The sequence below is a fragment of the Roseateles sp. genome (assembly GCF_039595595.1).
In the GTDB taxonomy this organism is placed as follows: Bacteria; Pseudomonadota; Gammaproteobacteria; order Burkholderiales; family Burkholderiaceae_C; genus Roseateles.
On sequence record NZ_JBCNLG010000008.1, the window covers coordinates 95,023 to 119,733 of the forward strand.

Genomic DNA, 24,711 nt, shown 5'->3' on the forward strand with positions numbered 1-24,711 from the left:
CCGCACAGCCTCAGGAGAAGCAGCGATGAAGCACGCGATCTCCCTCGTCGCGTACCCGGATCGTCAGGGCCGCTTCATCTTCGCCAAGGTGCCCAACGAGCGCGGGCGCTACCTGCGCACGGACAAGAGCGTCGCGCTGGTCGCGTGCCCGAAGTGCGAGGCCATGGTCGGAGAGCCGTGTAAGGACACGAACGGCTATGGCGGCACGACGCATTACTGGCGCCGCCGCGCCGCGCAGAGCCTCTACGGGCATGGCCTCAAGGCTGATGACCTGATCGATCCCAACGACGGCGCCGTGCCTCTGCCGGAGTACGTCCCCGATGAACACATGGAGGCTGCGGCATGACCTTGCGCTTCGGATCTGTCTGCTCCGGCATCGAGGCCGCGAGCGTTGCCTTCGGTCCTCTGGGCTGGAAGGCGGCCTGGTTCAGCGAGATCGAGAAGTTCCCGAGCGCTGTCCTGGATCACCACTATCCCGACGTGCCCAACCTCGGCGACATGACGCAGATCGCCAAGGCGGTTCTGCTCGGCGAGGTGGAAGCGCCGGACATGTTGTGCGGCGGCACGCCGTGCCAGGCATTCAGCGTCGCCGGCCTGCGCCAATCACTCGCGGACGACCGCGGCAATCTCACGCTCAAATTCGTGGAGCTTCTCGATGCAATTGATCATGTTCGAGGAATGCGAGGCAAGCCCTCCTGCATCGGTTTCTGGGAAAACGTTCCCGGCGTCCTCTCGACCGAAGACAACGCCTTCGGGTGCCTTCTGGCAGGCCTTGCCGGAGAAGATGGCGCGCTGGAACCTCCAGAGCCCAGGCCAGCCGACGGACGGTCATCACGCCACTGGAAGTGGAATCGAAAGCTCGGCTGCCACGTCGCGAGCTGGTCGAACGCTGGTGCTGTGTATGGACCCCAGCGAGCAGTCGCATGGCGGACCCTGGACGCCCAATATTTCGGACTGGCCCAACGACGCCGCCGTGTGTTCGTTGTCGCAAGTGCTCGAGACGGGTTCGATCCCGCCCAGGTTCTTTTTGAGTGGGACGGCCTGCGCCGGGATTCTGCGCCGAGCCGAAAAGCGGGGGAAGAGGCTGCCGCAACCCTTGACGCTCGCGCTGAGGGCGGTGGCTTCCCCGGAACCGACGGAGCCTGCGGAGGTCACGTCCAGCCCGTCGCGTACGGCGGAAACCGCATCAGCGGTCCCCGCGATGTAGCCTCGGCCCTCTCGGCCCACGGCGGCACCGGGCGCCACGACTTCGAGACCGAGACCTTCGTCACCCACAGCCTACGCGGCGAGGGCTTCGACGCCAGCGAGGATGGAACCGGGCGGGGCACGCCGCTGGTTCCTGTGGCGTTCGATACCACGCAGATCACGAGCGCGGCCAACTACAGCAAACCGAAGCCAGGCGACCCGTGTCATCCGCTCGCCGCTGGCGCACATCCGCCCGCCATCGCCTTCAGCAGCAAGGATCACGGCGCCGATGCAACGGCTGACCTCGCGCCAACCCTGCGCGCGATGAACCACGCGAAGAGCCATGCCAACGGTGGCGGCCAGATGGCAGTCGCCCACGCCTTCGACGCCAGGCAGTCTGATGTCCTTCAATACGGAGACCGCACGGGCCCGCTCGATACCGATGGACAGACCATTGGACTGCAGGTTGGCATGTCCGTGAGGCGGCTGACGCCGACGGAGTGCGAGCGACTCCAGGGCTTCCCAGACGGGTACACGGCGATCCAGTGGCGCGGCAAGCCCGCATCGGAGTGTCCTGACGGCCCTCGCTACAAGGCGCTCGGTAACAGCTGGGCGGTGCCATGCGCGCGGTGGATCGGCGAGCGAATCGACCGCGAAGTCCAACGTTTGAATCTTCGGGAGGCCGCATGAGCGCCGTTCCTTCTGTCCCCGCCGTCATCCGGCGAGACCCTGACCGCCAGCAGCCGGCCCGCCGGAGCCGTCTCCACATCGAGGACAGAGAGCTCTGGCCGGTCCGCGCGCCGCGTCGCGAGGTGTCGGCGCGCGAGATGCGCCGGGCGGGGAGGGTGTCCTAATGAGCGATCCTTTCAAGATCGACGGCCCGACCTGCATCAGCTTTAGCGGCGGCCGGACCAGCGCCTACATGCTCTGGCGCGTGCTGCAATCGAACGGCGGGCTCCCGGCCGATACGGTCGTGGCGTTCGCGAACACCGGTCTCGAAGCAGAGGAGACATTGGCGTTTGTGGCGCGTTGCGCAACCGAGTGGGCGGTGCCCATCCGATGGATCGAGTACCGCAACGATGCAGCCGGCTTCGCCTTGGTTGACCACGCGAGCGCGAGCCGCGACGGCGAGCCTTTCACGGCGATCATCACGAAGCGGTCCTATCTCCCGAATCCGGTCACACGGTTCTGCACTTCGGAGCTGAAGATCAGGCCGATGCACCGCTACGTGCGGACGCTTGGCTGGGATGAGTGGGACCAGTTCATCGGCATCCGAGCTGATGAGCAGCGCCGCGTCTCGAAGATCCGCGCGCGCGGGCACAGCACCGAGAGCAAAGACGAAACGATGTGCATGCCGCTGGCTGACGCCAAGGTGTCCGTCCAGGAGGTCAATCGCTTCTGGAACTCCCAATCGTTCAACCTGGAGTTGGCCACCGACGCTCGCGGCCGGACGACCGAGGGCAACTGTGTCTACTGTTTCAACAAGCCGCCAGCCCAACGCTTGTCTATTGCAAAGGCTGGTCGATACCCCATTGCCTGGTGGGTGAAGGCCGAGGACGGGTCGCTGATTCCTGGCGCGACCGGCCGGGGAGCTAGGTTCACGAAGGACGGGCCCAGCTACGCAGACATCGAGCGGTACGCCGCTGAGCAGGCCGACATGTTCGACCCCAACGAAGAAGCAATTCCGTGCTTCTGCGGAGATTGATCACATGAATCTGAAGACGACCGTCTATCTCGCTGGCGGCATGAAGTCACATTGGCAGGATCGCGTCATTGCGGCCTTTCCGGACGTCGACTTCATTGACCCGCGGTCCCATGGGCTTCTTGACGAGAAGGCCTATACCGAGTGGGACCTGAACGGGGTCGCCCGGAGCGATCTGGTGCTGGCGTACATGGACAGCGCGAACCCGAGCGGTTTCGGCCTCAATCTCGAAGTCGGGTTTGCCAAGGCCTCCGGAGTGCCGATCTGGTACGTCTGCGAGGACACCACGCAGCGGCAGCGCTACTTCGGCATGGTCCGTGCTTGCGCGAATCGCTGCTTCGACTCCTTGGATCACGCGATCGAGGCGTTGGAGGAAATCTGGTGAACAACGCCTTCTCCACCGACTACGTCTCCCAGCTCCGACAGGACACCCAGCGCGAGCGCGCCGCGGCGTCCGCCGGTCGCAAGCTGAGCGCCATCAACCAAGCGAAGCTCGAGGCCCATGGCCCGGCCACGCTGCCGACGGTCGCGCAGCGGCGCGCCGACGAGGACCGCAATCGGGCCATCAAGGCTGGCAGGGGGATCTGATGGCGATCCTTCGCGTCCGCAGCTGGGACGACTTTCAGCACTACAAGGACCGGGCGCCGGTCTGGATCAAGCTGCACAAGAAGTTGCTGGACAACTACGACTATGCGCGCTTGCCGCTTGCTAGCAAGGCGCTAGCGCCAATGCTCTGGCTGCTAGCGAGCGAATCCACGGACGGTACGGTCGACTTTGATCTGGGTCGAATCGCTTACCGGCTGCGGGAGTCGGAGGACCTCGTGATCGAGGCGATTCAGGGCCTTCTTCGTGGCGGATTCCTGATTCTGGACAACGACTTAGATGGCGCAGCTAGCGAGCTGCTAGCAACGTGCTCGCAGGATGCTTGCCTAGAGACAGAGAAAGAGAAGAGAAAGAGTATCGAAGAAGCTAACGCTTCTTCTCGTCGGAAGCGTGCCGCTCCCGACCTGCCGAACTGCCCCTTCGACGAGATCGTCGCGCTGTACCACGAGAAGCTGCCAGAGCTCCCGGGGGTCCGGCTCATGGAAGGGAAGCGGAAGGACGCCGTCCGGGCCTTCTGGCGCTGGGTGCTCACCTCGACGAAGAGCGATGGGCAGCGGCGAGCCAACGACGCCGATCAGGCGCTGACGTGGATCGGGCAGTACTTCGAGCGTGGGCGCAGCAACGACTTCATCATGGGCCGGACTGGTCGCGGTGAAGGGCATGCCAATTGGCGGCCTGACATCGAGTTCATCATCGGCGAGAAGGGGCGCAAGCACATCATCGAGAGGACGGTGGACGCATGACCGCCGACCATCTGGCTACCCTGGCCTCACCCGAGGCCGAACAGAGCGTCCTGGGTGCCATCCTGCTCGACAACGGGGCATTCGATGCGGTGGGAGGACTCCTCGAAGCGTCCGACTTCCACCGCGGCGAGCACCGCTTGGTCTACGAGGCGCTCGCGCGGCAGATCATCGCTTGCAAGCCGGCGGACCTGGTCTCCACGTACGAGCTGCTGAAGGCCGAGCAGGATGAGCCGGCCTTCGGCGGGCTGTCCTACCTGACCGCGCTGGCTCACAGCGTCTTCAGCGCGGCACGTGTGCGGCGCCACGCGGAGATCGTCAAGGAGAAGGCCAAGCTGCGCGGCGTGCTCGCCAAGCTGGACGAGGCGCAGGAGATCGCGCGTGGGCCCGGCGAGCTTTCGGCCAAACTGGACGCCATTGCCGGGCTGCTCAACGGCATCGACGCGAGCAACAGCGCGCGGATGCCTAAGCCGATGTCGGACGTCATGCTGCGCGTCATCGATGGCATCAACGCGGCGGCCGAGGGCTCGGCGACGCCAGGGTGGCCGACGGGCTTTCCGACCCTGGATCGCTACCACAACGGCGGGCTGCGGGCGGGCAAGGTCTACGTGCTCGCCGCGCGGCCGAGCGTGGGCAAGTCGAGCGTCTCCTGGCAGATCCTGGAGCAGAACGCCGCCGCCGGCCGGCCGTGCCTGGACCTGAACCAGGAGATGGAAGACGAGGAGATCGGGCAGCGGGCCCTGGCCAACGTGGGTCGCATCGACTACGGGCACATCCAGACCGGCCAGCTGACCGAGGAGGAATGGGGCAGGGTGGCCGAGGGCGTGGACAAGCTGGGCAACGCTCCGATCTGGGTGGACGACGAGCCGAGCTTGACGCTCCGCGCGATCAACTCCAAGGCCCGCTACGTCCGCGGCCTGAAGGTGCTCCTCGTGGACTACCTGCAGCTGTGCGAGGGCGAGGGCGAGACCCGCTCCGCCGCGGTCGGCTCCGTGAGCCGAGGCCTGAAGAAGCTGGCCAAGCAACTCGGCATCGCGGTGATCCTGCTGTCCCAGCTGAACCGCAAGGTGGATGAGCGCCCGGACAAACGCCCGCAGATGAGCGACCTGCGGGACTCGGGAGAGATCGAGCAGGACGCCGACGCCATCTGGTTCATGTGGCCGCTCGAGAACGAGCTCGACGCCGAGGTGCGGTCGGTGGGATTCGAGGTCGCGAAGAACCGCGGCGGCAAGAAGGGTGCCTTCGTCATGAACTTCGACGGGGCGCGTCAACGGTGGTCGGAATCGACGCGGCGGCTGGACGAGTTCCAACGCAGCAAGGCAAGAGCAGGAGGTTTCGAATGAACAAGGGCAAGAGGCTGAACAGCATCAAGACGGTCGAGGACCTGATGGGGCGTTGCGTGGTCGACGATCTCACGGGCCACTGGGTGTGGAAGGGAGGGCAGAGCCAGGGCCAGCCGCGCGCCTACTGGATCCACCCTGTCACCGGCCTGGAACAGTCAAGCCACGGTCGCCGGGCCGCGAAGGTCCTTGAGCGCGGCGCTGACCTGCCGAAGGGGCAGCGCGCCTACGGGACGTGCGGCAACCCCCTGTGCGTGAACCCGGAGCATGTGGCCGTGGGCACTCGCAAGCAGGAATGCGCCTTCCATGTGAAGCAAGGCACGCTGCGCAACAACCCGCGCCGCAAGGCGGCGACGCTGATCTCAAATCGAGCGAAGAGCAAGCTGACCATGCAGGACGTCGAGTACATCCGCTCCAGCCCCAAGCTCGGTACCGACCTGGCCAAGGAGTTTGGCGTGAGCACGACCGCCATCAGCAACGTGCGCATCGGCAGGACCTTCCGCACCGAGGCTGCCAACGGCTTCAGCGTGTTCAACCTCTCAGGCTGGAGAAATGCGGCATGACCAAGCCTCGCAAGAAGTACCGCCCGCGCGGCGCCAACCCCATGTCGTTCCTCCTGACGATGAAGGGCGCGACGCTGCTGCTCAAGGACGACCAGATCATCAAGGCCGAGCTCATGCGCGCTGCTGTCGATGCGGCGGCCCGCGCCGAGGCGAGCACCGGGCACTGGCGCGACATCTGCGACGTGCTCAACATGCTCGAGGCCTTCGCGGCGATGAGGCTGCTGAAGGCCGAGGACGGCTTCTTCGACCAGCAGAAGAAGAACCTGGTCGACGTCCACGGGCGAATCCGCGCCAGCGGTATCCGGACGCTGCGCGCGCCGGAGCTGCAGTTGCTGCGCGACCTGCAGGTGGCGTGGGCCGCCGCGCTGGCCGGCGTCACGAACAACGAATACCGCCAGGCCGAAGAGCGTGTGCTACGCAAGATCGCCCAGGCGGTGAACGATCCCAACGTCACCGTGCTGGAGGCCGCATGAGGCTCACCCATCGCGTGCTGAAGGCTCTGACCGGGCCCAAGGATCAGTTCCAGATCGCCGGCGAGTGCGGGAGCCGCTACCGGGTGCAGGACGTCTTCTCGATCCTGATCAACCTGGAGAACCAGGGCGTCGTGGTGCAGCGTGGCGGCCTGTGGGAGCGGGCCGCCGAGCTGCCCGTGGTGGCGAGCCCGCGGTGGGCCGCCGCGAACTCCGTCTTTGACCTCGCGAGGGCCGCATGAGCCAAGCCATCCGAACCTACCTTCCGAACGTCGCCGAGGGCAAGGAACTGCTCGCCATCTTCGGGCGTCAGGTCAACTCGATCATGCGCAACAGCGCGCACGGCGTCACCATCGTGGCCTACGTCCCGCAGAGCCGCGACCAGCAGAGGATCTACCACTCGGCCCTCACGGACCTCGCCAAGCAGGTGGAGATCGACGGGCGCCTCCACACGCCGGCGGTCTGGAAGCGCATGACGCTCGCCGCCTTCTTCGAGGAGACGCGCGAGATGGACGAGTTCCGGGAGGAGTGGCGCGCCCTTGGGGCGTTGCTGATCCAGGGCCGCCTGATCACGACCGTGACGTCCGCCGAGTTCTCGATGGAGCTGGCCAGGGCCTACCTGACCTACCTGCACGCGCTCGGCGACGAGCAGCGGGTGAAGTGGAGCCCCACCAGTCTGGGCCGCGAGGCGGCGAACGATGCGGCAGGCCCGCGCTCGGAGGCCGCATGATCGTGATGCAGCTATTGCTCGCCGCTGTTGCGCTTCTCTACGGGACCCTTTACTGGCTTACGGGAGAGCCTGACGGATGGGAAGTCCTGATGAGCTACAAGAACCATGACCGCATGGCAGCGGGATGGACCAGGGTCAAGTGGATAGGCTGGGGCCTGCTCGCCGCCTTCGATGCCGCGATGTGGCCGTTCGTCTGGGAGCTGCTGACGAAATGAAGCGCTCGCCCATGAACCGCAAGACCCCGCTCCGCGCCAAGCCCGCCGACGGTGCCCGCCCGGCGCCGCGCCCGGTCAAGTGCAAGGCGCCAGGCTGCGAGAACCGCTTCGTCCGCCGGTCGATGACGCACAAAGCTTGCGGTCCGGAGTGCGCGGCCGCGCTGGCGCGGATCGTGAACCAGCGCGCGGCCGCGCGCGCTGCGATCGACGACCGCAAGCAGACGCGCGCCCAGCTGGAGGCGCTGAAGGGGCTCAAGGAACTCCGCGCCGAAGCGCAGGCCGCGTTCAACCGCTACATCCGCCTGCGCGATCGCCGCGCCGGCCATGCGTGCATCTGCTGCGGCGAGCCGCTGAACTGGACGAGCAGCCTGACCGGCGGCGACGTGGATGCAGGGCACTTCCTCTCGCGCGGCGCGCGGCCGGAGCTCGCCTTCGACGAGCGCAACGTCAACGCCCAGCGCAAGGGCTGCAACAGGACGGGCGGCACGACCTACACCCGCTTCCGCGCCGGCATGGTCGCCCGCTACGGGGAGGAGGTCGTCGCGCAGCTGGAGGGCCCGCACCCAATGCCGCACCTGAAGCACGACGACTACCGCCAGATCCGGGACGCCTACAAGCTCAAGGCCCGGGCGCTGGAGAAGTTTGCGGCCAACGATGCCGACGGATTCGCGCGCGCTGCCTGAATTTTTCCCTAGCATGCCCACGCCATGCGCACGTGAAGGAGCGGAGCACATGGCGGTACAGACGGCAACCTGGGGAGGGGCCGCCGAGCAGTTGGACCTGTTCGGCGGCTTTGTCGCGTCCATCGTCGAGGTCGTGAAGCGCCAGCGCGTCCGCCGCCCGGCCGCCAACGAGCCCGAGTACACCCAGCTCACCCTCGCGCCCGAGGAAGCGCCTGCCGACATCCTCCCGCGCCTGGTGCTGGACGACGACGAGGACGATTACCCGGTCCACCGCCTGACCAGCGCCTCCCAGTGCGAGATCCCGAAGGGCATGGGCCCGGCGAGCATCTTTGCGGCCGGCGCCGCGGCCTGCCTGTCCAACCTCATGGGCTCCGCCCGCCAGGACCAGCCCGAGCCGATCCACCGCAAGATCGTCCGGGACGTCGGCCATGTGGTGCACCACGCCCTGCGGGTCCAAGAGACCCAGGAGTGGATCGAGAAGGAAGCGCGCCGCCGCGCCCGGCAGAAGCTGCCCAAGCCGCCGAAGCAGAAGTTCAAGACGAAGGGGAGCCGGGTGTGGGCCGACGCTCGAAGCTGACAGACGCCCAGTGGGCAGACATCGAACGGAGGATGCTGGAGGGGGAGGCGGTCCGAGCGCTGGCCCGAGAGTTCCAGGTCTCCGAAGCGGCCATTCGTGCCCGCAAATCTACGCAGGTCGAGCAGATCAAATCCGTTGCGAATCAGATAGTTGCGACTGAGCGCGCAGTTCAGGCACTGCCGATTCCTGCGCAGATTACTGCGCATAACCTCGCAGCGAAGCTCAGGGCGATCAGCGACAACCTCGCCAGCGCAGCCCACTATGGCGCCGCCACTGCCCACCGGCTGAATGCCCTGGCCAATTCCGAGGTGGCGAAGATCGACGATGCCGATCCCCTGAAGTCGGGAGATAGCCTGAAGGGCGTCATGGTGCTGAGCAGGCTGGCCAACGACTCCGCCTCGATCGCGCTCAATCTGCTGGCCGCCAACAAGGAATCGGTCCAGAAGCTGAACGAGGATGCCCCGCCGGCCCCGACGGTGGATCCTTCCAAGCTCTCCGACTCGGCCCTGGCCGAACTGATGGCCGCCCGTGCTCAGGCTTAACGACGAAGACTGGCTCGGCATAGAGCGGGAGTTCTGCCGGCGCAAGCTGGGCAACTTCATCCGCCGGGCGTGGCCGGTGCTGGAGCCTGGCCAGCCGTACATCCATGGCTGGCACATGGACGCGATCAGCGAGCACCTCGAGGCGATCACCACGGGGCAGATCAAGCGCCTGCTGATCAACATCCCGCCGGGGACGATGAAGTCGATGGCGACCGCGGTGTTCTGGCCGGCCTGGGAGTGGGGCCCGCGCGGCATGGCCGCCATGCGCTTCATCGGGGCCTCCCACGAGGAGAAGCTCGCCATCCGCGACAACGTGAAGATGCGCCGGCTGATCCAGTCCGACTGGTTCCAGGCGCTCTGGCCGACCGCGATGGCCGGCGACCAGAACGCCAAGACCTACTTCGAGAACGACAAGACCGGATGGCGCCAGGCCTGCCCGGTGAAGTCGATGACCGGCCGCCGCGGCGATCGCGTGCTGTGGGACGACCCGCACAGCGTGGAGGACGCGCACAGCGACGCGGCCCTGGAGGAGGCGAACCGGATCTTCCGTGAGACGCTGCCTACCCGTCTCAACAGCCCGAAGGACTCGGCCATCCTGATCGTGATGCAGCGCCTGAGCGTCAAGGACGTGTCCGGCGTCATCACGTCGGAGGACATGGGCTACGAGCACCTGTGCCTCCCCATGGAGTACGAGGGCCCGCGCAAGATCACCAGCATCGGCTTCGTGGACCCGCGCAAGGAACAGGGCGAGCTCCTGTTCCCGGAGCGCTTCCCGCGCGAGGTGGTGGAGCGGGACAAGAAGATCATGGGGCCGTATGCCGTGGCGGGCCAGTTCCAGCAGCGGCCCAGCCCCGCCGAGGGCGGCGAGTTCCTGCCCGACATGATCCAGGTCGTCGACGTGCTGCCGGCTGGCTTCATCCGTTGGGCGCGCGGGTGGGACTTGGCCGCTACGGAGGGGGCGGGCGACTACACCGCGAGCGCCAAGATCGGCATCCTGCAGGACGGCCGGATCATCGTCGCCGACGTGAACCGGAGGCAGTACGGGACGGCCAAGCGGGACCAGTTCATCCGCAACACCGCGGCGGCGGACGGAGCCGGCCGGGTCAAGCAGTCGCTGCCCCAGGACCCGGGCCAGGCCGGCAAGAGCCAGGCGCTCGCGATGACGAGCATGCTCGTCGGGCACCACGTCGAGACGACCCTCGAATCCGGAGACAAGGTGGTCCGCGCGCGGCCCTTCGCAAGTCAGGTGAACGGCGGGAACGTGCTCATGCTGCGCGGGCCCTGGAACAACGACTTCATCGAGGAACTGCGGCTGTTCCCGAACGGCCTGAATGACGACCAGGTCGACGCCTCGTCGCGCGGGTTCAACGCGCTGCTGCATGCGCCGGCTGGGATCTTCACCTGACCCTACCTAGCATCCGGCCGCATGGCCGAGATCACCACCAACACCTACGACGTCGCTCGCGCGCGAGCTGACTTCATCGCGGAGCTCGGCTTCGGGCTCGATGCGAAGCGCCCCGGCGCCTGGACCGAGTACGGCTACAAGGAGCATCTCGGCTTCGACGACTTCCGGCGGGCGTATGAGCGCGGCGGGGCGGGCCACGGCGCGGTGCAGAAGCTGCTCGCCCGGTGCTGGGCCGAGTGGCCGCGCATCAAGAAGCCGGAGGCCGACGAGGAGTCGCCGTGGGAGAAGTCGGTGCTGGCGATCCTGGATGGCATCAAGGGCTGGCAGAAGTTCCAGGGCTTTGACCGGCGCAACCTAATCGGGCGCTATGCCGCGCTGATCTACCGCGTCGCCGACAGCAAGGCTCTTCGGGAGCCGCTGCTCAAGGCCTCCAAGCTGGTCGACATCGTTCCGCTCTTCGAGGACCAGATCAAGGTCACCGACTGGCACTCGGACCCCACCGACTACGAGAACTACGGCAAGCCGCGGATGTTCCAGTACAGGACCCGCAGCCAGTCTTCCACCACGGACGCCGAGGCCAAGCCGGTCGAGTGGGTTGACGTCCACCCCAGCCGGGTGCAGATCCTGGCCGAGGGCGCCGACAGCGACGACTTCTATGAGGGCGTCCCGCTGCTGAAAGCCGGCTTCAACGCCCTGGTGGACATTGAGAAGCTGAGCGGCGGCGGCGCGGAGTCTGCGCTGAAGAACAGCGCCCGCACGATCAAGTTCGAGTACGACTCGAACGCGGCGCCTCAGACCATCACAACGAACCCGGACGGCACGCCGGGCACGAAGTCGGTCCGAGAGGTCCACGAGGAGCAGACTCGCAAGCTCAACCGCAGCCAGGACAGCGCGATCGTGATCCAGGGCGGCAAGGCCGACACCCTGCAGACCCAGGTCGCCAACCTCTCGCCCCAGTTCGAGATCGCGGCCAACCTCTTCAGCGCCTCGGTGGGCATCCCCTTCACGATCCTCTTCGGCCAGCAGACCGGCCGGCTGGCCAGCGACGAGGACCAGAAGGAGATGAACGCCCGCGCCGCCGCGCGCCAGCGCAACGAGCTCACGCCCATGCTGACCGAGTTCGTGCAGCGCATGCAGGCCTGCGGCGTGTTCGAGGCGGGTGACTTCGAGATCGAATGGAAGGACCTCGGCGCGCCGACCGACGAGCAGAAGATCGACAAGGCTCTGAAGATGGCCACCATCAACAAGACCGCATTCGACGGCGGCGCGACCGCGCCCGTCTTCGACACGGAAGAGATCCGCAAGGCGGCGGACTACGAGGAGCGGGATGGGGGCGGGGACGAGTTCCGCGAGGAGACGCCACCGCAGGACCCCAACGCCCCGGGCGCCCGCGTCGAGCCCGATGACACCAAGGGCGCCAAGCCTGCTCCCACCCCGGCGCCGAAGAAGTGAACCGCCGTCCGCGCAACCCGATCATCCCGGGCTCGCTGAAGGAGCGCACCGGCTCGATGCCGATCCTCCGCCGGGCGGTCCGGGAGATCAACCGCCGCTTCGATGGGCTCGAGCGCCAAGTGCTCGACATCTTCGGCCGGATCCGGACCTACTCGCTGAACGACACCGCCGCGCGCGCGGTCCTCTACGGCTTGAACCCTGAGGAGCTGGCCGCGCTCAACGGCGAGCTGCAGGCGGCGCTGGATTACTGGATCGCCACGGGCCGGCAGTCGGCGAACTCCTTCTGGTGGTCGCCGTTCGTGTCCGAGGCGTCGCAGCTGGGCACCGCGCAGACCGCGGCGAACCTGACCAACCTGTCCGAGGCCTACGCTGCCGCGCGCAGCCTCGCGCAGATCGTCATGTCCGAGCCCTACCGCAACCGGGTGGGCATCGCGCAGGTGAAGTCCTACGAGCATTGGGTGGGGCAGGGCGCCGAGATCAAGTCCGACCTGGCCCAGGTCATCGGCAGCGCGGTCGCCGACGGCCGCAATCCCAAGGAGGTGGTGACGCTTCTGCAGACCCGCCTGGACGTGTCGCGCTCCAAGGCCAAGGCCTTCGCCCAGACCGACATCACCGACAGCCTGCGCCAGGCGCGTTGGGCTGAGAGCGATCAGGCGGCCGAGGAGTTCGGCCTCAACATCGCCGAGCTCTGGACTTCCGCGCTCCTGCCCACCACGCGGCCCTGGCACGCGGACCGACACGGGCGGGTCTACACGACCGAGCAGGTCCGCAAGTTCTACGCGGAGCGCGGCAACCGGTACAGCTGCCATTGCGGGCAGACCGAGTGCTTGCTGGACGAGAACGGAAGGCCGATCCTCACCGACCGCCTCAAGGCGGCGATGGCGAAGGAACTGAAGGACTGGGCGCCGGCCGCGTGAGCGCGCACAGGCCCAGTGCTGTACCGACCCGATACAGCACGGAGGCTGTCCGAGCGTCTTCCTAGCATGCCGAAGGGCGGATAGGGATGCACCCCGAAAAGCCTTAAGCAAGCCTGCCGCCTTCGTTGTGCTGCTCAAGGGGCTTGCCTTGAAAACTGAACTGACCGCCGCGCGTCTGCGCGAGCTGCTTTACTACGAGCCGAAGACGGGAGTCTTCACCTGGAAAGTACCTCCCCGGAATGCAAAGGCCGGCGACATCGCTGGCGGCGTTCGCCGTGATGGCTACGTGTCGATCCGCTGCAGCGGTGCAAGCTACGTCGCGCATCGACTCGCATGGCTGTACATGAAGGGCGATTGGCCGGCCCAGGACATCGACCACAGAGACGGCAATCGAGCGAACAACGCCTTCGACAACCTGCGCGAGGCCTCTGACTCCGAGAACGCACAGAACCGTGCGATCAGGTCGGATAACGCTTCGGGATTCCCCGGCGTCGGCTGGCACAAGGGCAAGGGTGGCTGGCAGGCCAAGATCGGGATCAACGGTCGCCGCTTGTTTCTCGGGCTGTTCGAGACGCCCGATGAGGCTCACGAGGCTTACCTGCGCGCCAAGGAGCGATTGCACACGTTCCAACCGGTACACCGGAGCGGAGCGGTGCCGGCGTCGAATTCGCCCTCCATAGCATCAGCCGCATGAGTAAGCGTCGCATCAACATCGTCACGGCCGTGAACTCGGCCAACGTGTCCAAGAGCGGGAACATCTACACGATCCGGGACGTCGTCCATGCGATCGATGGGATCGTGCTCAACCGTCGCCTCTACCCCGGTAAAGAACTCGAGAAGGCGGCCAAGGGGCTGGAAGGAAAGCCGGCCCCCGCCGGCCATCCGAAGGACCGAAAGGGGCGGCACATCAGCGCCACAAACGGCGAGGCGCTTGCTGCCGCATGGATCGGCGCCTACTGCCAGAACAGCCGATATGAAGGCGGCCGGGCGATGGTGGACATCGTGCTGAACGGCAACCAGGCCCAGGCGATGCCCGAGGGTCGCGCTGTCGTGGAGCGACTCGACGCCGCCATCGCCGGGACCAACACGGATCCCATCGGCGTGAGTTCCGGACTGTTCCTGGAGGAGGTCAACGCGCAGGGCAAGAGCCTCGGCAAGGACTATGACTCCATCGCCACGAACATGCGATTCGACCATGTGGCGATCCTCCTGAATGAACGGCCCGCAGGCACGCCCGAGGAGGGCGTGGGCATGTTCCTGAACGCCCAGGGCGAAGAGGAACCGGTGGAGGTCGTGACGATCAACGCCGAGCCGGCCGACCGCCGTGATGAAGGTTTGCTCGCCGGCTTGCGGGCCACGGTGCGACGCCTGCTCGGCAACGGCACGTCGGATGTCAGCTTCGACCAGATCAGCCAGGGCCTCTACGCTCTGCTGCCTGAAGGCGGCTGGCTCCAGGAGGTCTTCCAGCGGTACACCGTGTGGCGCGATCGCGACGGGAAGCTCTTCAAGCAGGACTACGCGCTCTCTTCGGATGGCTCCGTAGCATGGATCAGCAACCCGGTCGAAGTTGAACGCCGGGTCGATTACGTCACCGTCACCAACCACAAGGACGACCAAGTGAAAGAAACCATCATCGCCGCGCTCAATGCAGCCGGCATCAGCGGCGTCGCGGCGATGACCGATGCGCAGCTGCTCGCCTCCTACGAGGCGCTGAAGGCTCAGCCGCACGTCAACGCGCTGAACGAGGCCAACGAGAAGCTGACCGCGGCGAACTCGAAGCTGGCCGAGATCACCGCCAACCAGCGCGCGGCCGAGGAAGTCGAGCTCACCACGCTGGCGACCAACCTGGCCTCCGACGTCCTGTCGGTGGATGACCTGAAGAAGCTGGGCCTGCCCCGCCTGAAGGAGATCCAGGCCAACGCCGAAGCCGCCGGCAAGAAGGCCGCCCCGGTCACTCCGGCAGGCGGCGGTGCCGGCAAGAAGGACGAGTTCGACGGCTACTCGCTGAACAGCCACTTCGAGGAGACCAAGTAATGGCCGCCCGCGTCTACCGTGGTCCCCAGGACCGCAACCCCAAGACCCTCAGCAACCGCACCGTCAACGGCGCGCTGCTGCCGTGCACCGCCGTCGTGGTGAGCGCGACCCAGTTCAGCCAAGCTACCGCGGTCAGCGGCGGACGTCTGGCGCTGCTGGCGGATCGCGACTACTACGGCGTCAACCACTTCAACGCCAACGACCCGCTGAAGACGGCCTACACCTCGGGTGATACCGGTGTGGCCTACATCCTGGAGCCGAGCCAGGAATACCAGTGGGCGATGGCGGCCGGCACCTACACGAACGGCCAGGAACTGACGCTGGGCGCCGGTGGCCGCCTGACCGCTGCCGCCTCCGGGAACATCGTCGTCGCGTACTACGACGGCCCCGGTGCGACGAAGGCGGCCGGCGACCTCGCCGACGTCATCACCGCCATCTTCTACACCAAGGCCTAAGGAGGGAGCATGCTCCGTTTCACGCAGAACCAAGAGCGCCAGATCCTGGCCTCGCGCCGCGCGTTCAATCGCGCCATGGAGACCATGGCGGCGAACCATCAGGACATCGAGGGCAACGCCTCGCAGATCCCACTGGACGCCTGGCGCCGCATCGACGGTCGAGCTGTGCAGCTGATGCGCAGCAAGATGGCGGTCTTCAACCGGCTGGCCCGCGCCAACACCACGCCGGTGGACATCGCCGACCTGGTGAACTACTTCCCGCAGGTGTCCGACAGTGGCGACGTGACCGTCACGATGGACGGTCGCAACGACGGCAAGGCGGACCAGGCCACGGTGAAGTACGAGGGCACGCCGGTGCCGATCTTCCGCGGCAACACGCGGATCGGCTGGCGCGAGATGGCGGTGATGATGCGGGGGCAGCGCCTGGAAATCGCGTCCATCGCCAACGACCAGCGCAAGATCGTGGAGCGCCTGGAGAACATGGCGCTCAACGGCGAGCCCAACATCCTCGTGGCCGGCACGCAGATCTATGGTCTGCGCACCTTCCCGCTGCGCAACGCCGCCACCACCGGCATCACTCTGAACGGTGCCACCGGTGCCCAGTGGCTGGCCGTGTTCGCGGCGCTTCTGAACCAGCTGCTGGGCGACAACAACTTCGGCAAGGTGACCGTGTTCATGAACTACGGCGACTACCGCTATGCGGACGTCAACGAGTTCACGGCCGGCTACCCGAAGACGATCCTCCAGCGCCTGAAGGAGATCGATGCCGTCGGCGAGATCATTCCGTGCTCGGCCATGCCGGTGGACGAGCTGATCGGCATCGACGACATCGACACCAGCGACTGGGGCACCGTGCTGAACGCGATGGGCCTGACCACCCGTCCGAAGGCGCGCCTGAATGCAGAGGACGACTACGTCTTCGGCACCATCGCTGCCACGGCCCTGCAGCTCAAGTCGGACTTCGACGGCCGCTGCGCGATCGCCCACCTGACGAAGACCTGACCATGAAGGTGCGCATCACTCACATGAAGGCGCCCTGGCCCTCCGGGGCCTCGGTCGGCCAGGTCGTGGCGTTCGAGGGCGGCGAGATCGCTGGCTGGGCGCGCGGCAAGTGCGTTCCGGTCGGGGACGACGAGGAGGTGAATCACACCGTCGCCGCGTCCCGCGAGGTCGTCATGACGCTGTCCGTCGACTCCGCCGAGGTGCAAGAGGCGTTCCACGGGCTCCGCCAGGAGGACCTCCGCCGAATCGAGGAAGCGAAAGCGGCGTTCGAAGCCGAGCGTCAATCGCTGCTGGCCGAGAACGCCAGCCTGCGCGACCTGCTCGCCGCCCGCGATCAGCTGGTGGCCGACCTGCAGGCGAAGCTGGCCGCCGGCCCGACCGGTGGCGGTGACGGCACCCAGCAAGCGGGCGCCGAGCGCGCGGCCCTGGAGGCCGAAGCCAAGGCGCTGGGCGTCGAGTTCGCGCCGCAGATCGGCGACAAGGCCCTGGCCGATCGCATCGCCAAGAAGAAGGCGGAGACGAAGTGATCACGAGCACGCAGGCGACCCAGTACCTCGACCAGGCCCTGGGCGTCAGCGTGCCGTCGTTCTTCATCGACGCCGCCGTCGCCAAGGTCGCGACGGCCGAGCAGAAGATGATCGACGCCGGCTACAGCACCGAGGACCAGCTGCTGATCCAGTGCATGGCCGTCGCGATCATCGCCAGCTCCGGCGCCCCGCGCCGCATCCAATCCCAGGGAGCGCCGTCCGGCGCCTCCCGCTCCTTCAAGAACCAGGACGACGCGCTCACGCAGCTGCGCCGCAGCCTCGCCGCCCTGGACAAGGCCGGTACCGTTGCCGACCTCGTCGGCCCGGACCCAGCCACCAACACCATGTTCATGGTCGTCTGCTGACCTCGGAGTTGTCATGTCCCTCCTCGCCAAAGGCTACCGAACCAAGCAGGCAGTACCGCCGGGCCGGGTGCTCCGAGTGATCTGCGAGGGCTCTGCCTCCGTCAAGGTCGGCGCCGCTGCCGCGACGACGATCACCGCGACTTCGCAGGACTACGGCCCCTATGCGACCACCACCGTGGTGATCGTGCAGGCCGTGAGCGCTCCGCTGGACGTTCAACTGCTGGCGCGCGACATGCGCGAGGTGGTCACCAGCGCCAACGCCCCGACGAACAATGACGGTCGCCCCGACGGCACCATCTACATCCAGGGCTGAGCATGGGAGTCCTCGAGAAGGTCGCCGGCCTCTACACCGCCCGCCCGACTGCTTCCGTCAAGTCCGGCGGGAGCTACGGCCAGTCGTTCGTCACGAACCTGCCCACGCTAACAGGCTGGGTGGTGACGGGCGACAGCATCGCATGGGGCTCCGCCGCGGTGCCGGACACGCCCGAGCTGAGCTGGGTCAACCGCGCGGCCGCGCACCTGGGCGTGCCGATCCTGAACAGCGCGGTGTCCGGGACCGTGCTCCAGAACTCCCCCGGATCTGGCGGCACGGCCCTGTCGCAGAACGGTCTGGACAACGTGGTCACGCGCATGCTGGGCGCCAACAAGCGCGAGGGCGGCATCGTCGCCTACGGCTTCAACGACATGCGCTACACCGGCGCGCCGGCCACCTTCAACGTCACCACGTTCATCGACTGCTACCGCAAGTACCTGAACATCCTCATCGAGGGCGGCTATATCCCCTCGAAGCTGCTGCTGGTCTCGCCGTACTACATCACCGATTCGGGCCTGGCGTCCGGAAGCGCGGGCTTCCAGGGTCAGTCGCGCGCCAACGTGCTTCAGTTCGTCGCCGCGGTCGCCCAGCTGGCCGCCGAGTACGGCACCTACTACGTCGACATGTACCAGTTCATGCTGGCCAACGGCGCCGCGACGCTGATCAGCGCCGACAACATCCACCCGAACGCGACCCCGGGCCACGCGACCATCGAGAACGGCATCCACACCGCGACGGTCACGAACACTCGCACGAAGCCGACGCTCACGGTGGTCTCTCCGTCTGCCAACACCCTGAACTGGTCGTTCCCAGCGGTCTCGGGCGCCACCGGCTACACCGTCGAATACCAGCTGACCGGCGGCTACTCGGGCCTCTATACGGGCACCGTCACCGGCACCGCGCTGAGCGGTCAGTTCACCGGCCTGACGCCTGGTCAATACATCGTCCGCGCGAAGGCGACCACGGCCGCAGGCGACTCGCCCTGGACCTTCTCTCAGAAGGTGGCCGTCGCCGCTCCGGCCCAGACGGGGGCGGTGTTCGAAGCGAGCTTCACAGGCGCCGCCGATGCGGCCCTCTCCGGTATCGACCCGGTGACGGGCAGCCGCATGGTCGCGGCCACCTCCTACACGGGCGACGTCGCGCTGGATGGCTCCGGCGGGTGCTACTCCAAGACCGCGAATCAGGGCGTGATGCGAACCCAGGATGCCGTCTCGGCGATGCCCTACGTGCTGGAGTTCGACCTGAAGAAGGTCACGACCATCAGCACCGACAACAACGGCGTGATCTTCCACGCCCAGGCCGCGGCGAACACCCACTACTTCATCCGGTACAACCAGCCTACCGGCGCTTGGCAGCTCTACCGGAACACCGCGAGCAACCCGGTGAAGCTCGGCTCCGACGTGGCTCAGTCCTTCACCGACGGCACCAGCAAGTCTTGCAAGGTCACCGTGTCGGACGCGGGCGGCGGCCAGACCCGGATCCTGTTCGAGGTCGCGGGCGCCACGGTGATCGACTTCACCGACACCACTCCGCTCGCCTTCAGTGGCTACGCAGGGATGCGGCTGGCCGGCGCGAACACCGCCACCACCGGCTGCCACATGACCAAGCTAAAGCTCTACACGCCCTGACGCTCCCTAGCATGCCTCGGCATGTCGTCCCTCGCCGCATGGAGCTACACCGCGAAAGCCACCGTCTGGCCCTTCCTGGGCCGAGGTGACTGGAACGGTGTGGCGACCTACGGGCCGCCCGAGGTCTTCTCCTGCGCCTACTCGGCCAAGTCCATCCGCATGACCGACGCCAACGGCGTCGAGTTCGTCACCAAGCAGGTCCTCTACACGGAGCGGTCCGACATCAAGCAGCAGGACATGGTCCTCATCGGGGAGATCGATCTCCTTGATCCGGTCGCCGCCGGCGCGGCCGAGGTGCGCATCGTGGCGCGCGACCAGGATGTCTTCGAGGGCGTGGCGGACGATTTCACCGTGTGGACTTGACGATGGCGACCGCCCCGAAGATCAAGAAGCCGAAGGTCACCAATGACCTCGGCAAGTTCATCACCGAGCGAGAGCACGCGGCCTCGCGCGCGATCACAGCGGCGCTGGTCCTGGGTGGGTCCGAAGCAAGCGTGTTGACCCCGATCGATACCGGCACGCTGCTCAACTCCCAGTTCCGGCACGTCTCGAAGGACGAGGCCGGCCGCATTGTTGGCACGGTCGGCTACACGGCCGACTACGCCGTGCCGGTGAACGACCCAGCCCACCCCCAGACCTTCCGCCGCGCGACGGCGGAGAAGGACTTCCTGCGCAAGGGCTTCGACAACGCGAAGCCGCAGATTGATGCCGTCCTCACCGGAGCACTGAAGGTATGACCGCCGCCGACGCACTGCGCCAGTTCCTGATCCCGCTGCTGCCTGGCTGGCGCATCCAGTTCGGCCAATGGGTCGACGGCAGCACGACTGACCGATATGCGGTGATCCGGCCCGTCGGCGGCCTGCCGGCCGAGTTGGTGCGGCGCCCGCAGTTCACGCTACTGCTCATCGGGCCGCTTGGCGATGACCTCTCCATAGCATCGGTCGCTGCGGATGTGGTTGTCGAGGCGACGCGCGCAAGCAGCGGCACCTTGGTTCTCATCCAGGCGAGCGAGCCCGTGGGCCCGACGTTCACGACGGACGGCCGACCCATGGTCGAGATCCCGATTTCCACGATCACCACCTGAGGACTTACGACATGGGTACCTATACCGGGCGCGATGTCATCGTCAATTTCGCGATTGCCGACGAGAGCGCCGATCCGAGCGGCCTGACCTTCAAGCGGCTGGGCATGATGCGCGGCAAGAGCATGAAGACCACCTGGGACACCGTGGACACCACGGCGGACCAATCCCCCGACTTCACCAAGACCAACCTGGTCACGTTCAAGTCCTGCGAGTTCTCCGGCGACGGCGTCTCGTATGACGATGACCTGTTCAACCAGGAAGAGTTCAAGGCGCACGTCATCAGCCCCGGCGCCGGCACCGCGAACCAGCCGAAGGTGTGGATGCAGGTCATCTACCCGAATGGCTCGCAGTACGAGGGCCCGTTCATCGTCTCCGAATGGACCGACGACAGCCCCTACGCCGATGCCGCCACCTGGAGCATGACCGCGTCCAGCAACGGCGCCGTCGTCTACACCCCGCCGACCCCCTAAGGAGTAGCCCATGGCTGCCATCGCTTCCATCAACGCCAAGCAGAACGGTGCCTTCGCCGCGGCGATCTCCACGCTGACGGCTGACGACACCATCACCTTCAACCCCGGCAAGAAGCAACTGCTGGTGCTGACCAACACCACCGGCGGCGCGCTGACCGCGACGGTCGACGGCGCGGACGGCACCACGGTCTCCGTCCCCGGGCTGGGCAACGTGAGCGTCGCCGCCGGCCTGGCCATCGCAGTCCCCGCCGGCGAGTCGCGCGCCGTGGTGCTCTCCACCATCAGCGCCTACCTCAAGGGCGTCGTCCACCTGCTCGGCGGCACCGGCCTGAAGGCCCAGCTCTTCGACCTCTGATGCTGGTCGAGGCCGGATTCGTCCGAGCCGTGGACAGCGACGGGCGGGAGTGGACCTTCCGCCCGTCGCTGGGTCGTATTGCCTCGCTGGGGACACCCCATGAGATCGTGGCCATATACGCCGGACTCCACGGGCCCAAGGCCGCAACGGAAGCGGCCTATGTCCTGGCTTGTCTGTGCGATCAAGAAGATGCCTCGCCGCTGATCGGTCACATCGCCGAGGGCGGCGAATGGGTGGCTGGTTTGATGCCTCCCGATGAGCAGGTGATCATTGCCAGGCACCTGATGCAGCACGGCATCGTCGGGAAGGCGAGCCCTGGGAAGGGCGGTGGCAAGTACTCAGATCGCTTCGACGCGAGCGAGTACATCAGTGCCGCCCGTGTGCACCTTCGGCTTTCCAGCGCTGACGCGGAAGCTCTGAGCATGACCGAGTTTCAGACCATGTTCGAGATGAAGTATCCCGAGCAGAGCGGGAAGGGCAAGGAGAGGGACGTTCCATCCCGGGACGAGTATCGAGAGCGAATCCGGAAGATGGAGGCCAAGCATGGCGGTCAAGGTCGGTGAGTTGTACTACGAGGTCACCCTCGACACGCAAAAGCTGATCAACGGGAATCGCCAGGTCGACAAGGAACTCAGGCAGACCTCCGGTTCGATCGAGAAGCTCGCGACGTCGCTGACCGCAGTGGTCAGCGCGATCAAGCTGTACGCCGCCGCCGCTGCGCTCGTGAAGGGCGCGAACCTGGCAGATGAGATGCGCATGCTGGCGGTGCGGGTTCAGGTTGCCGCCGGCGGAATCGAGCAGGGGGCCGACGCGCTGCGATCGCTCCAGGCCATCAGCACAAAGACGCAGACGGCCCTTGCATCCAACGTCGACGTCTTCTCACGCCTGAACCAAGCCATCCTCCAGATGGGCGGGACGCAGCGCGACACCTTGGCATTGACTCAGACGCTGGCGCAGGCGATCAAGGTTTCCGGGGCCTCTGCGGAAGAAGCGAAGAACGCCATGCTGCAGTTCGGCCAAGCCCTTGGCTCTGGCAGGTTGCAGGGCGACGAACTGCGCTCCCTAATGGAGAACGCGCCGTATCTGATGCGGCAACTCGCTGACGCGCTCGGCGTGCCGATCGGTGCGCTGAAGAAGCTTGGCGAAGAGGGGAAGCTGACCTCCGACGTCGTGACCAACGCGCTGTCAAAGGCCGCCGCGAAGATCGATGCCGACTTCAAGCAGTTCCCCCAGACACTTGGCGGAGCGTTCACCGTTGCCGCGGACGCCGCTGCGCGTGCCAATGAGAAGCTCGACGAGCTCACTGGCACGAGTACCGCTTTGACTGGCATCGCAAAGGGAGTGGGAGAGGCCTTCGACTTTCTCGCCACTCTGTTTGGTCAGTCGACCAATGAGGCCGACAAGCTCGGGCGCAATAAGTCGATCCAGACCTGGGCGGACGGAACCGTTCGAGTGCTGTCCTACGTCCTGGACGCCGCCGACTTCGTCACGCGAGTCTTCCGCGAGCTCGGGACGATGATCGGTGGCGTGGCGGCTTCCGCAGCGAATGCCGCGCAGGGCAAATTCGCGGCTGCAGCCCAGACCTTGAAGGACACCTTCAAGGACGTCATGGCCTTCAGCGATCCGACGTACGCGGGTGTGCGTCTTAGGCAGCAGCAGGATGCTCTGAAGATGACGCCCGAGGCGGACCGCATGGATCGCGCGGCAAGCGGCTCCGGTGGCCCGCGGTCCAAGCTGAAATCTCCCGTCGATGACGACGCCGGGCGAAAGCTCAAGGCGCGCGCCGAGGCTGCGCAGGCGTACTACGAGGGCCTGGTGGCGGAGAACAAGTTCGCGCTGGAGAAGATCGACGCGGAGGAGCGCAAGGCCCTGGCCGACAACTCGCGCCGCATGGCCGAGGACAAGAACAACGCGGGCGTGTACCTGAAGGCGCGGCAGGAGATCGTCGCCAAGTTCGCTCGAGAACGTGCTCTCCTGGAAGAGAAGACCACCCAGGAGGTGGCGGATCTCAACATCGCGATCACCACAGACGAGGAGCAGAAGATCGGCCTCATCCGCGATGAGGCATTCCGCCGCGCCGAGGCCGAGGAAAAACTCGGTGTGAAGACGCACGACGAGGCGGAGCGCGCGAAGACGCTAGCGGCGTTCCAGGCGGCGCAGGCGCGCGCTGCGATCAACGAGCGGCTCGACCAGACGATTGCTGAGAACCGCATTGCGGCGACGACAGACGAGATCACCCGGATCGACCTGATCCGACAGGAGTCTTTCCGACGCATCGACGCGCAGGCTCGGGCCGGCGTCATAACGCACCAGCAAGCTGAGGCGGAGAAGGCTCGTGCAACCATCGAGGCGCAGAACGCCGTCCGCCAGCAGGTCCTCAGCGTCAACCCTCTGGCAGCGCTGCAGCAGGAATACGAGCAAAAGCTTGCGATCGTCAGGTTCTATGAAGAGCAGATGGCGAAGGCTGGTGTCGACGGCGAGGCCTTTGTGCAGGCCAAGCGGACGGAACTCGCCTACCAGTTCCAGCAGCAGCGCCAGGCGCTCGCTGAAGCCGAGTTCGCCAGCCAAGGCCTGGCCAATCAGACGCTGATTCAGGGTCTCGACGCTCTTGAGAGTTCGGCGACCAGTTCCATCACCGGTTTGATCACCGGCACGATGACCGCGACCGAGGCCATGCGTGGTCTTGCCAACACCGTGCTCAACGAGGCGGTCGGCGCGCTGGTTCAGGTCGGCGTCCAGACCATCAAGAACGCGCTCATCGGCCAGGCGGCGGAGAAGGCGCAGATGGCGACCAAGGCGGCCAACGCCGCGCTGTACACGACGGCGGTGACGGCACAGGTAGGCGCCACCACGGCGTTGGCGGCGCAGAACGCATTCATGGCGACGGCCGCGATTCCAATCATTGGACCAGCTCTTGCGCCGGCCGCCGCCGCCGCCGCCGCCGCCGCCGCTGGCGCACTTGGCGCGCCGGCGATTGCAGCGGCACCGGTGGCCGGCGCGCGGATGTACGGTGGCGGAGTGGAGGCCGGCTCCCTCTACCGTGTTGGTGAGAATGGGCCTGAGATGTACACCGCAGCCAACGGGAACCAGTACATGCTGCCGGGCCAGCGCGGGCAAGTGACTCCGAACGATGAACTCGCGGGTGGAAAGATCAATCTGCAGGTGGTGGTGAACAACAGCCACCCGACCGCCCAAGTGACCGCGCAGGTGGACGACACAGGCAGGGTGGTTCAGATTGCCGTCGCGGAAGTCGCAGGCCAGATCGCGAGCAACAGCGGTCCAGTGTGGTCGGCTATGCGCAGCAGCACCAACGTCGCAGGCCGGCTGTGATGGGGCTGCCTAGCATCAGGTGCT

General features: G+C 66.4%; 33 protein-coding genes. All 33 read left to right on the forward strand.

All coding sequences use genetic code 11. The annotated features are described in order from the left end of the window. Positions 1 to 25 precede the first annotated feature (25 nt). The 33 genes from ABDW61_RS12320 to ABDW61_RS12480 all read left to right on the forward strand — a co-directional run bounded on the left by ABDW61_RS12320 (position 26) and on the right by ABDW61_RS12480 (position 24,687). Positions 26 to 346, forward strand: coding sequence for a hypothetical protein (locus ABDW61_RS12320; protein ID WP_343638990.1), 321 nt, complete (start codon positions 26 to 28; stop codon positions 344 to 346). Next, entirely contained in the window at positions 343 to 1,875 is a 1,533-nt protein-coding gene (locus ABDW61_RS12325; RefSeq protein WP_343638992.1) for a DNA cytosine methyltransferase, read from the forward strand. The genes ABDW61_RS12320 and ABDW61_RS12325 overlap by 4 nt, the downstream gene beginning before the upstream one ends. A 163-nt stretch (positions 1,876 to 2,038) precedes the next feature. Next, positions 2,039 to 2,890, forward strand: a complete 852-nt coding sequence (locus tag ABDW61_RS12330) for a phosphoadenosine phosphosulfate reductase family protein (protein ID WP_343638993.1) — start codon at positions 2,039 to 2,041, stop codon at positions 2,888 to 2,890. Between the two features lie 4 nt (positions 2,891 to 2,894). Beyond that, positions 2,895 to 3,272, forward strand: coding sequence for a nucleoside 2-deoxyribosyltransferase domain-containing protein (locus tag ABDW61_RS12335; RefSeq protein ID WP_343638994.1), 378 nt, complete (start codon positions 2,895 to 2,897; stop codon positions 3,270 to 3,272). Further along, positions 3,269 to 3,475, forward strand: coding sequence for a hypothetical protein (locus tag ABDW61_RS12340; RefSeq protein WP_343638995.1), 207 nt, complete (start codon positions 3,269 to 3,271; stop codon positions 3,473 to 3,475). Before ABDW61_RS12335 ends, ABDW61_RS12340 begins: the two co-directional genes overlap by 4 nt. Beyond that, positions 3,475 to 4,233: a hypothetical protein gene (locus ABDW61_RS12345; protein ID WP_343638997.1), complete on the forward strand. Its 759-nt coding sequence runs from the start codon at positions 3,475 to 3,477 to the stop codon at positions 4,231 to 4,233. The genes ABDW61_RS12340 and ABDW61_RS12345 overlap by 1 nt, the downstream gene beginning before the upstream one ends. After that, positions 4,230 to 5,573 carry a replicative DNA helicase gene (locus ABDW61_RS12350; RefSeq protein ID WP_343638998.1) on the forward strand — a complete coding sequence of 448 codons (1,344 nt, stop codon included), beginning with the start codon at positions 4,230 to 4,232 and terminating at the stop codon, positions 5,571 to 5,573. Before ABDW61_RS12345 ends, ABDW61_RS12350 begins: the two co-directional genes overlap by 4 nt. Then, the gene (locus ABDW61_RS12355) at positions 5,570 to 6,133 is read left to right on the forward strand and encodes a hypothetical protein (RefSeq protein ID WP_343638999.1); all 564 of its coding nucleotides are present in this window, start codon (positions 5,570 to 5,572) and stop codon (positions 6,131 to 6,133) included. Before ABDW61_RS12350 ends, ABDW61_RS12355 begins: the two co-directional genes overlap by 4 nt. Then, positions 6,130 to 6,606: a hypothetical protein gene (locus ABDW61_RS12360; RefSeq protein WP_343639000.1), complete on the forward strand. Its 477-nt coding sequence runs from the start codon at positions 6,130 to 6,132 to the stop codon at positions 6,604 to 6,606. The genes ABDW61_RS12355 and ABDW61_RS12360 overlap by 4 nt, the downstream gene beginning before the upstream one ends. Then, complete coding sequence (locus tag ABDW61_RS12365) at positions 6,603 to 6,845, forward strand: hypothetical protein (protein WP_343639001.1); 243 nt, start codon at positions 6,603 to 6,605, stop codon at positions 6,843 to 6,845. The genes ABDW61_RS12360 and ABDW61_RS12365 overlap by 4 nt, the downstream gene beginning before the upstream one ends. Then, on the forward strand, positions 6,842 to 7,333 hold the full coding sequence (locus tag ABDW61_RS12370) for a recombination protein NinB (protein ID WP_343639002.1): 492 nt from the start codon (positions 6,842 to 6,844) through the stop codon (positions 7,331 to 7,333). Before ABDW61_RS12365 ends, ABDW61_RS12370 begins: the two co-directional genes overlap by 4 nt. Next, positions 7,330 to 7,548 carry a hypothetical protein gene (locus ABDW61_RS12375; RefSeq protein WP_343639004.1) on the forward strand — a complete coding sequence of 73 codons (219 nt, stop codon included), beginning with the start codon at positions 7,330 to 7,332 and terminating at the stop codon, positions 7,546 to 7,548. Before ABDW61_RS12370 ends, ABDW61_RS12375 begins: the two co-directional genes overlap by 4 nt. 11 nt (positions 7,549 to 7,559) lie before the next feature. Further along, positions 7,560 to 8,231 carry a recombination protein NinG gene (locus tag ABDW61_RS12380; protein WP_343639005.1) on the forward strand — a complete coding sequence of 224 codons (672 nt, stop codon included), beginning with the start codon at positions 7,560 to 7,562 and terminating at the stop codon, positions 8,229 to 8,231. Positions 8,232 to 8,280: 49 nt separating this feature from the next. Continuing rightward, positions 8,281 to 8,808 (forward strand): hypothetical protein, encoded by a 528-nt coding sequence (locus tag ABDW61_RS12385; protein ID WP_343639007.1) that lies wholly within the window; start codon positions 8,281 to 8,283, stop codon positions 8,806 to 8,808. Continuing rightward, on the forward strand, positions 8,787 to 9,350 hold the full coding sequence (locus ABDW61_RS12390; protein WP_343639009.1) for a Hin recombinase: 564 nt from the start codon (positions 8,787 to 8,789) through the stop codon (positions 9,348 to 9,350). The genes ABDW61_RS12385 and ABDW61_RS12390 overlap by 22 nt, the downstream gene beginning before the upstream one ends. Next, positions 9,337 to 10,755: a phage terminase large subunit gene (terL, locus tag ABDW61_RS12395; RefSeq protein WP_343639011.1), complete on the forward strand. Its 1,419-nt coding sequence runs from the start codon at positions 9,337 to 9,339 to the stop codon at positions 10,753 to 10,755. Before ABDW61_RS12390 ends, terL begins: the two co-directional genes overlap by 14 nt. Positions 10,756 to 10,776: 21 nt before the next feature. Next, on the forward strand, positions 10,777 to 12,207 hold the full coding sequence (locus ABDW61_RS12400; RefSeq protein WP_343639012.1) for a phage portal protein: 1,431 nt from the start codon (positions 10,777 to 10,779) through the stop codon (positions 12,205 to 12,207). Next, positions 12,204 to 13,124 carry a phage minor head protein gene (locus ABDW61_RS12405; protein ID WP_343639014.1) on the forward strand — a complete coding sequence of 307 codons (921 nt, stop codon included), beginning with the start codon at positions 12,204 to 12,206 and terminating at the stop codon, positions 13,122 to 13,124. The genes ABDW61_RS12400 and ABDW61_RS12405 overlap by 4 nt, the downstream gene beginning before the upstream one ends. Before the next feature lie 148 nt (positions 13,125 to 13,272). Continuing rightward, entirely contained in the window at positions 13,273 to 13,818 is a 546-nt protein-coding gene (locus ABDW61_RS12410) for an HNH endonuclease (RefSeq protein ID WP_343639015.1), read from the forward strand. Beyond that, complete coding sequence (locus tag ABDW61_RS12415; RefSeq protein WP_343639016.1) at positions 13,815 to 15,158, forward strand: hypothetical protein; 1,344 nt, start codon at positions 13,815 to 13,817, stop codon at positions 15,156 to 15,158. The genes ABDW61_RS12410 and ABDW61_RS12415 overlap by 4 nt, the downstream gene beginning before the upstream one ends. After that, positions 15,158 to 15,613 carry a hypothetical protein gene (locus tag ABDW61_RS12420; RefSeq protein WP_343639018.1) on the forward strand — a complete coding sequence of 152 codons (456 nt, stop codon included), beginning with the start codon at positions 15,158 to 15,160 and terminating at the stop codon, positions 15,611 to 15,613. The genes ABDW61_RS12415 and ABDW61_RS12420 overlap by 1 nt, the downstream gene beginning before the upstream one ends. Positions 15,614 to 15,622: 9 nt before the next feature. Then, positions 15,623 to 16,615, forward strand: a complete 993-nt coding sequence (locus ABDW61_RS12425) for a major capsid protein (RefSeq protein WP_343639019.1) — start codon at positions 15,623 to 15,625, stop codon at positions 16,613 to 16,615. A gap of 2 nt (positions 16,616 to 16,617) precedes the next feature. Further along, positions 16,618 to 17,142 (forward strand): hypothetical protein, encoded by a 525-nt coding sequence (locus ABDW61_RS12430; protein ID WP_343639021.1) that lies wholly within the window; start codon positions 16,618 to 16,620, stop codon positions 17,140 to 17,142. Next, the gene (locus ABDW61_RS12435; RefSeq protein WP_343639022.1) at positions 17,139 to 17,507 is read left to right on the forward strand and encodes a hypothetical protein; all 369 of its coding nucleotides are present in this window, start codon (positions 17,139 to 17,141) and stop codon (positions 17,505 to 17,507) included. The genes ABDW61_RS12430 and ABDW61_RS12435 overlap by 4 nt, the downstream gene beginning before the upstream one ends. Positions 17,508 to 17,520: 13 nt before the next feature. After that, positions 17,521 to 17,820: a hypothetical protein gene (locus ABDW61_RS12440; RefSeq protein ID WP_343639023.1), complete on the forward strand. Its 300-nt coding sequence runs from the start codon at positions 17,521 to 17,523 to the stop codon at positions 17,818 to 17,820. A 2-nt stretch (positions 17,821 to 17,822) separates the two neighbouring features. Continuing rightward, on the forward strand, positions 17,823 to 19,448 hold the full coding sequence (locus ABDW61_RS12445; RefSeq protein WP_343639024.1) for a GDSL-type esterase/lipase family protein: 1,626 nt from the start codon (positions 17,823 to 17,825) through the stop codon (positions 19,446 to 19,448). A 21-nt stretch (positions 19,449 to 19,469) separates the two neighbouring features. After that, positions 19,470 to 19,811, forward strand: coding sequence for a hypothetical protein (locus ABDW61_RS12450; protein WP_343639025.1), 342 nt, complete (start codon positions 19,470 to 19,472; stop codon positions 19,809 to 19,811). 2 nt (positions 19,812 to 19,813) lie between these two features. After that, entirely contained in the window at positions 19,814 to 20,185 is a 372-nt protein-coding gene (locus ABDW61_RS12455) for a hypothetical protein (protein ID WP_343639026.1), read from the forward strand. Next, positions 20,182 to 20,532, forward strand: coding sequence for a hypothetical protein (locus ABDW61_RS12460; RefSeq protein ID WP_343639028.1), 351 nt, complete (start codon positions 20,182 to 20,184; stop codon positions 20,530 to 20,532). Before ABDW61_RS12455 ends, ABDW61_RS12460 begins: the two co-directional genes overlap by 4 nt. An 11-nt stretch (positions 20,533 to 20,543) precedes the next feature. Then, positions 20,544 to 21,002, forward strand: coding sequence for a phage tail tube protein (locus ABDW61_RS12465; RefSeq protein WP_343639029.1), 459 nt, complete (start codon positions 20,544 to 20,546; stop codon positions 21,000 to 21,002). A 10-nt stretch (positions 21,003 to 21,012) separates the two neighbouring features. After that, on the forward strand, positions 21,013 to 21,357 hold the full coding sequence (locus ABDW61_RS12470) for a hypothetical protein (RefSeq protein WP_343639031.1): 345 nt from the start codon (positions 21,013 to 21,015) through the stop codon (positions 21,355 to 21,357). After that, the gene (locus ABDW61_RS12475) at positions 21,357 to 21,920 is read left to right on the forward strand and encodes a DUF6246 family protein (RefSeq protein WP_343639033.1); all 564 of its coding nucleotides are present in this window, start codon (positions 21,357 to 21,359) and stop codon (positions 21,918 to 21,920) included. Before ABDW61_RS12470 ends, ABDW61_RS12475 begins: the two co-directional genes overlap by 1 nt. After that, on the forward strand, positions 21,901 to 24,687 hold the full coding sequence (locus tag ABDW61_RS12480) for a tape measure protein (RefSeq protein WP_343639034.1): 2,787 nt from the start codon (positions 21,901 to 21,903) through the stop codon (positions 24,685 to 24,687). The genes ABDW61_RS12475 and ABDW61_RS12480 overlap by 20 nt, the downstream gene beginning before the upstream one ends. Positions 24,688 to 24,711 lie beyond the last annotated feature (24 nt).

What these genes read in the sequence shown, in the direction of transcription:
- ABDW61_RS12400 (WP_343639012.1), top strand. Translation starts at nt 10,777, where the DNA reads ATGGCCGAGATCACCACCAACACCTACGACGTCGCTCGCGCGCGAGCT.
- ABDW61_RS12385 (WP_343639007.1), top strand. Translation starts at nt 8,281, where the DNA reads ATGGCGGTACAGACGGCAACCTGGGGAGGGGCCGCCGAGCAGTTGGAC.
- ABDW61_RS12480 (WP_343639034.1), top strand. Translation starts at nt 21,901, where the DNA reads ATGGCGGTCAAGGTCGGTGAGTTGTACTACGAGGTCACCCTCGACACG.
- ABDW61_RS12335 (WP_343638994.1), top strand. Translation starts at nt 2,895, where the DNA reads ATGAATCTGAAGACGACCGTCTATCTCGCTGGCGGCATGAAGTCACAT.
- ABDW61_RS12425 (WP_343639019.1), top strand. Translation starts at nt 15,623, where the DNA reads ATGCTCCGTTTCACGCAGAACCAAGAGCGCCAGATCCTGGCCTCGCGC.
- ABDW61_RS12445 (WP_343639024.1), top strand. Translation starts at nt 17,823, where the DNA reads ATGGGAGTCCTCGAGAAGGTCGCCGGCCTCTACACCGCCCGCCCGACT.
- ABDW61_RS12380 (WP_343639005.1), top strand. Translation starts at nt 7,560, where the DNA reads ATGAACCGCAAGACCCCGCTCCGCGCCAAGCCCGCCGACGGTGCCCGC.
- ABDW61_RS12430 (WP_343639021.1), top strand. Translation starts at nt 16,618, where the DNA reads ATGAAGGTGCGCATCACTCACATGAAGGCGCCCTGGCCCTCCGGGGCC.
- ABDW61_RS12330 (WP_343638993.1), top strand. Translation starts at nt 2,039, where the DNA reads ATGAGCGATCCTTTCAAGATCGACGGCCCGACCTGCATCAGCTTTAGC.
- ABDW61_RS12355 (WP_343638999.1), top strand. Translation starts at nt 5,570, where the DNA reads ATGAACAAGGGCAAGAGGCTGAACAGCATCAAGACGGTCGAGGACCTG.
- ABDW61_RS12370 (WP_343639002.1), top strand. Translation starts at nt 6,842, where the DNA reads ATGAGCCAAGCCATCCGAACCTACCTTCCGAACGTCGCCGAGGGCAAG.
- ABDW61_RS12470 (WP_343639031.1), top strand. Translation starts at nt 21,013, where the DNA reads ATGGCTGCCATCGCTTCCATCAACGCCAAGCAGAACGGTGCCTTCGCC.
- ABDW61_RS12465 (WP_343639029.1), top strand. Translation starts at nt 20,544, where the DNA reads ATGGGTACCTATACCGGGCGCGATGTCATCGTCAATTTCGCGATTGCC.
- ABDW61_RS12450 (WP_343639025.1), top strand. Translation starts at nt 19,470, where the DNA reads ATGTCGTCCCTCGCCGCATGGAGCTACACCGCGAAAGCCACCGTCTGG.
- ABDW61_RS12460 (WP_343639028.1), top strand. Translation starts at nt 20,182, where the DNA reads ATGACCGCCGCCGACGCACTGCGCCAGTTCCTGATCCCGCTGCTGCCT.
- ABDW61_RS12325 (WP_343638992.1), top strand. Translation starts at nt 343, where the DNA reads ATGACCTTGCGCTTCGGATCTGTCTGCTCCGGCATCGAGGCCGCGAGC.
- ABDW61_RS12475 (WP_343639033.1), top strand. Translation starts at nt 21,357, where the DNA reads ATGCTGGTCGAGGCCGGATTCGTCCGAGCCGTGGACAGCGACGGGCGG.
- ABDW61_RS12350 (WP_343638998.1), top strand. Translation starts at nt 4,230, where the DNA reads ATGACCGCCGACCATCTGGCTACCCTGGCCTCACCCGAGGCCGAACAG.
- ABDW61_RS12365 (WP_343639001.1), top strand. Translation starts at nt 6,603, where the DNA reads ATGAGGCTCACCCATCGCGTGCTGAAGGCTCTGACCGGGCCCAAGGAT.
- ABDW61_RS12455 (WP_343639026.1), top strand. Translation starts at nt 19,814, where the DNA reads ATGGCGACCGCCCCGAAGATCAAGAAGCCGAAGGTCACCAATGACCTC.
- ABDW61_RS12375 (WP_343639004.1), top strand. Translation starts at nt 7,330, where the DNA reads ATGATCGTGATGCAGCTATTGCTCGCCGCTGTTGCGCTTCTCTACGGG.
- ABDW61_RS12440 (WP_343639023.1), top strand. Translation starts at nt 17,521, where the DNA reads ATGTCCCTCCTCGCCAAAGGCTACCGAACCAAGCAGGCAGTACCGCCG.
- ABDW61_RS12415 (WP_343639016.1), top strand. Translation starts at nt 13,815, where the DNA reads ATGAGTAAGCGTCGCATCAACATCGTCACGGCCGTGAACTCGGCCAAC.
- ABDW61_RS12345 (WP_343638997.1), top strand. Translation starts at nt 3,475, where the DNA reads ATGGCGATCCTTCGCGTCCGCAGCTGGGACGACTTTCAGCACTACAAG.
- ABDW61_RS12320 (WP_343638990.1), top strand. Translation starts at nt 26, where the DNA reads ATGAAGCACGCGATCTCCCTCGTCGCGTACCCGGATCGTCAGGGCCGC.
- ABDW61_RS12420 (WP_343639018.1), top strand. Translation starts at nt 15,158, where the DNA reads ATGGCCGCCCGCGTCTACCGTGGTCCCCAGGACCGCAACCCCAAGACC.
- ABDW61_RS12360 (WP_343639000.1), top strand. Translation starts at nt 6,130, where the DNA reads ATGACCAAGCCTCGCAAGAAGTACCGCCCGCGCGGCGCCAACCCCATG.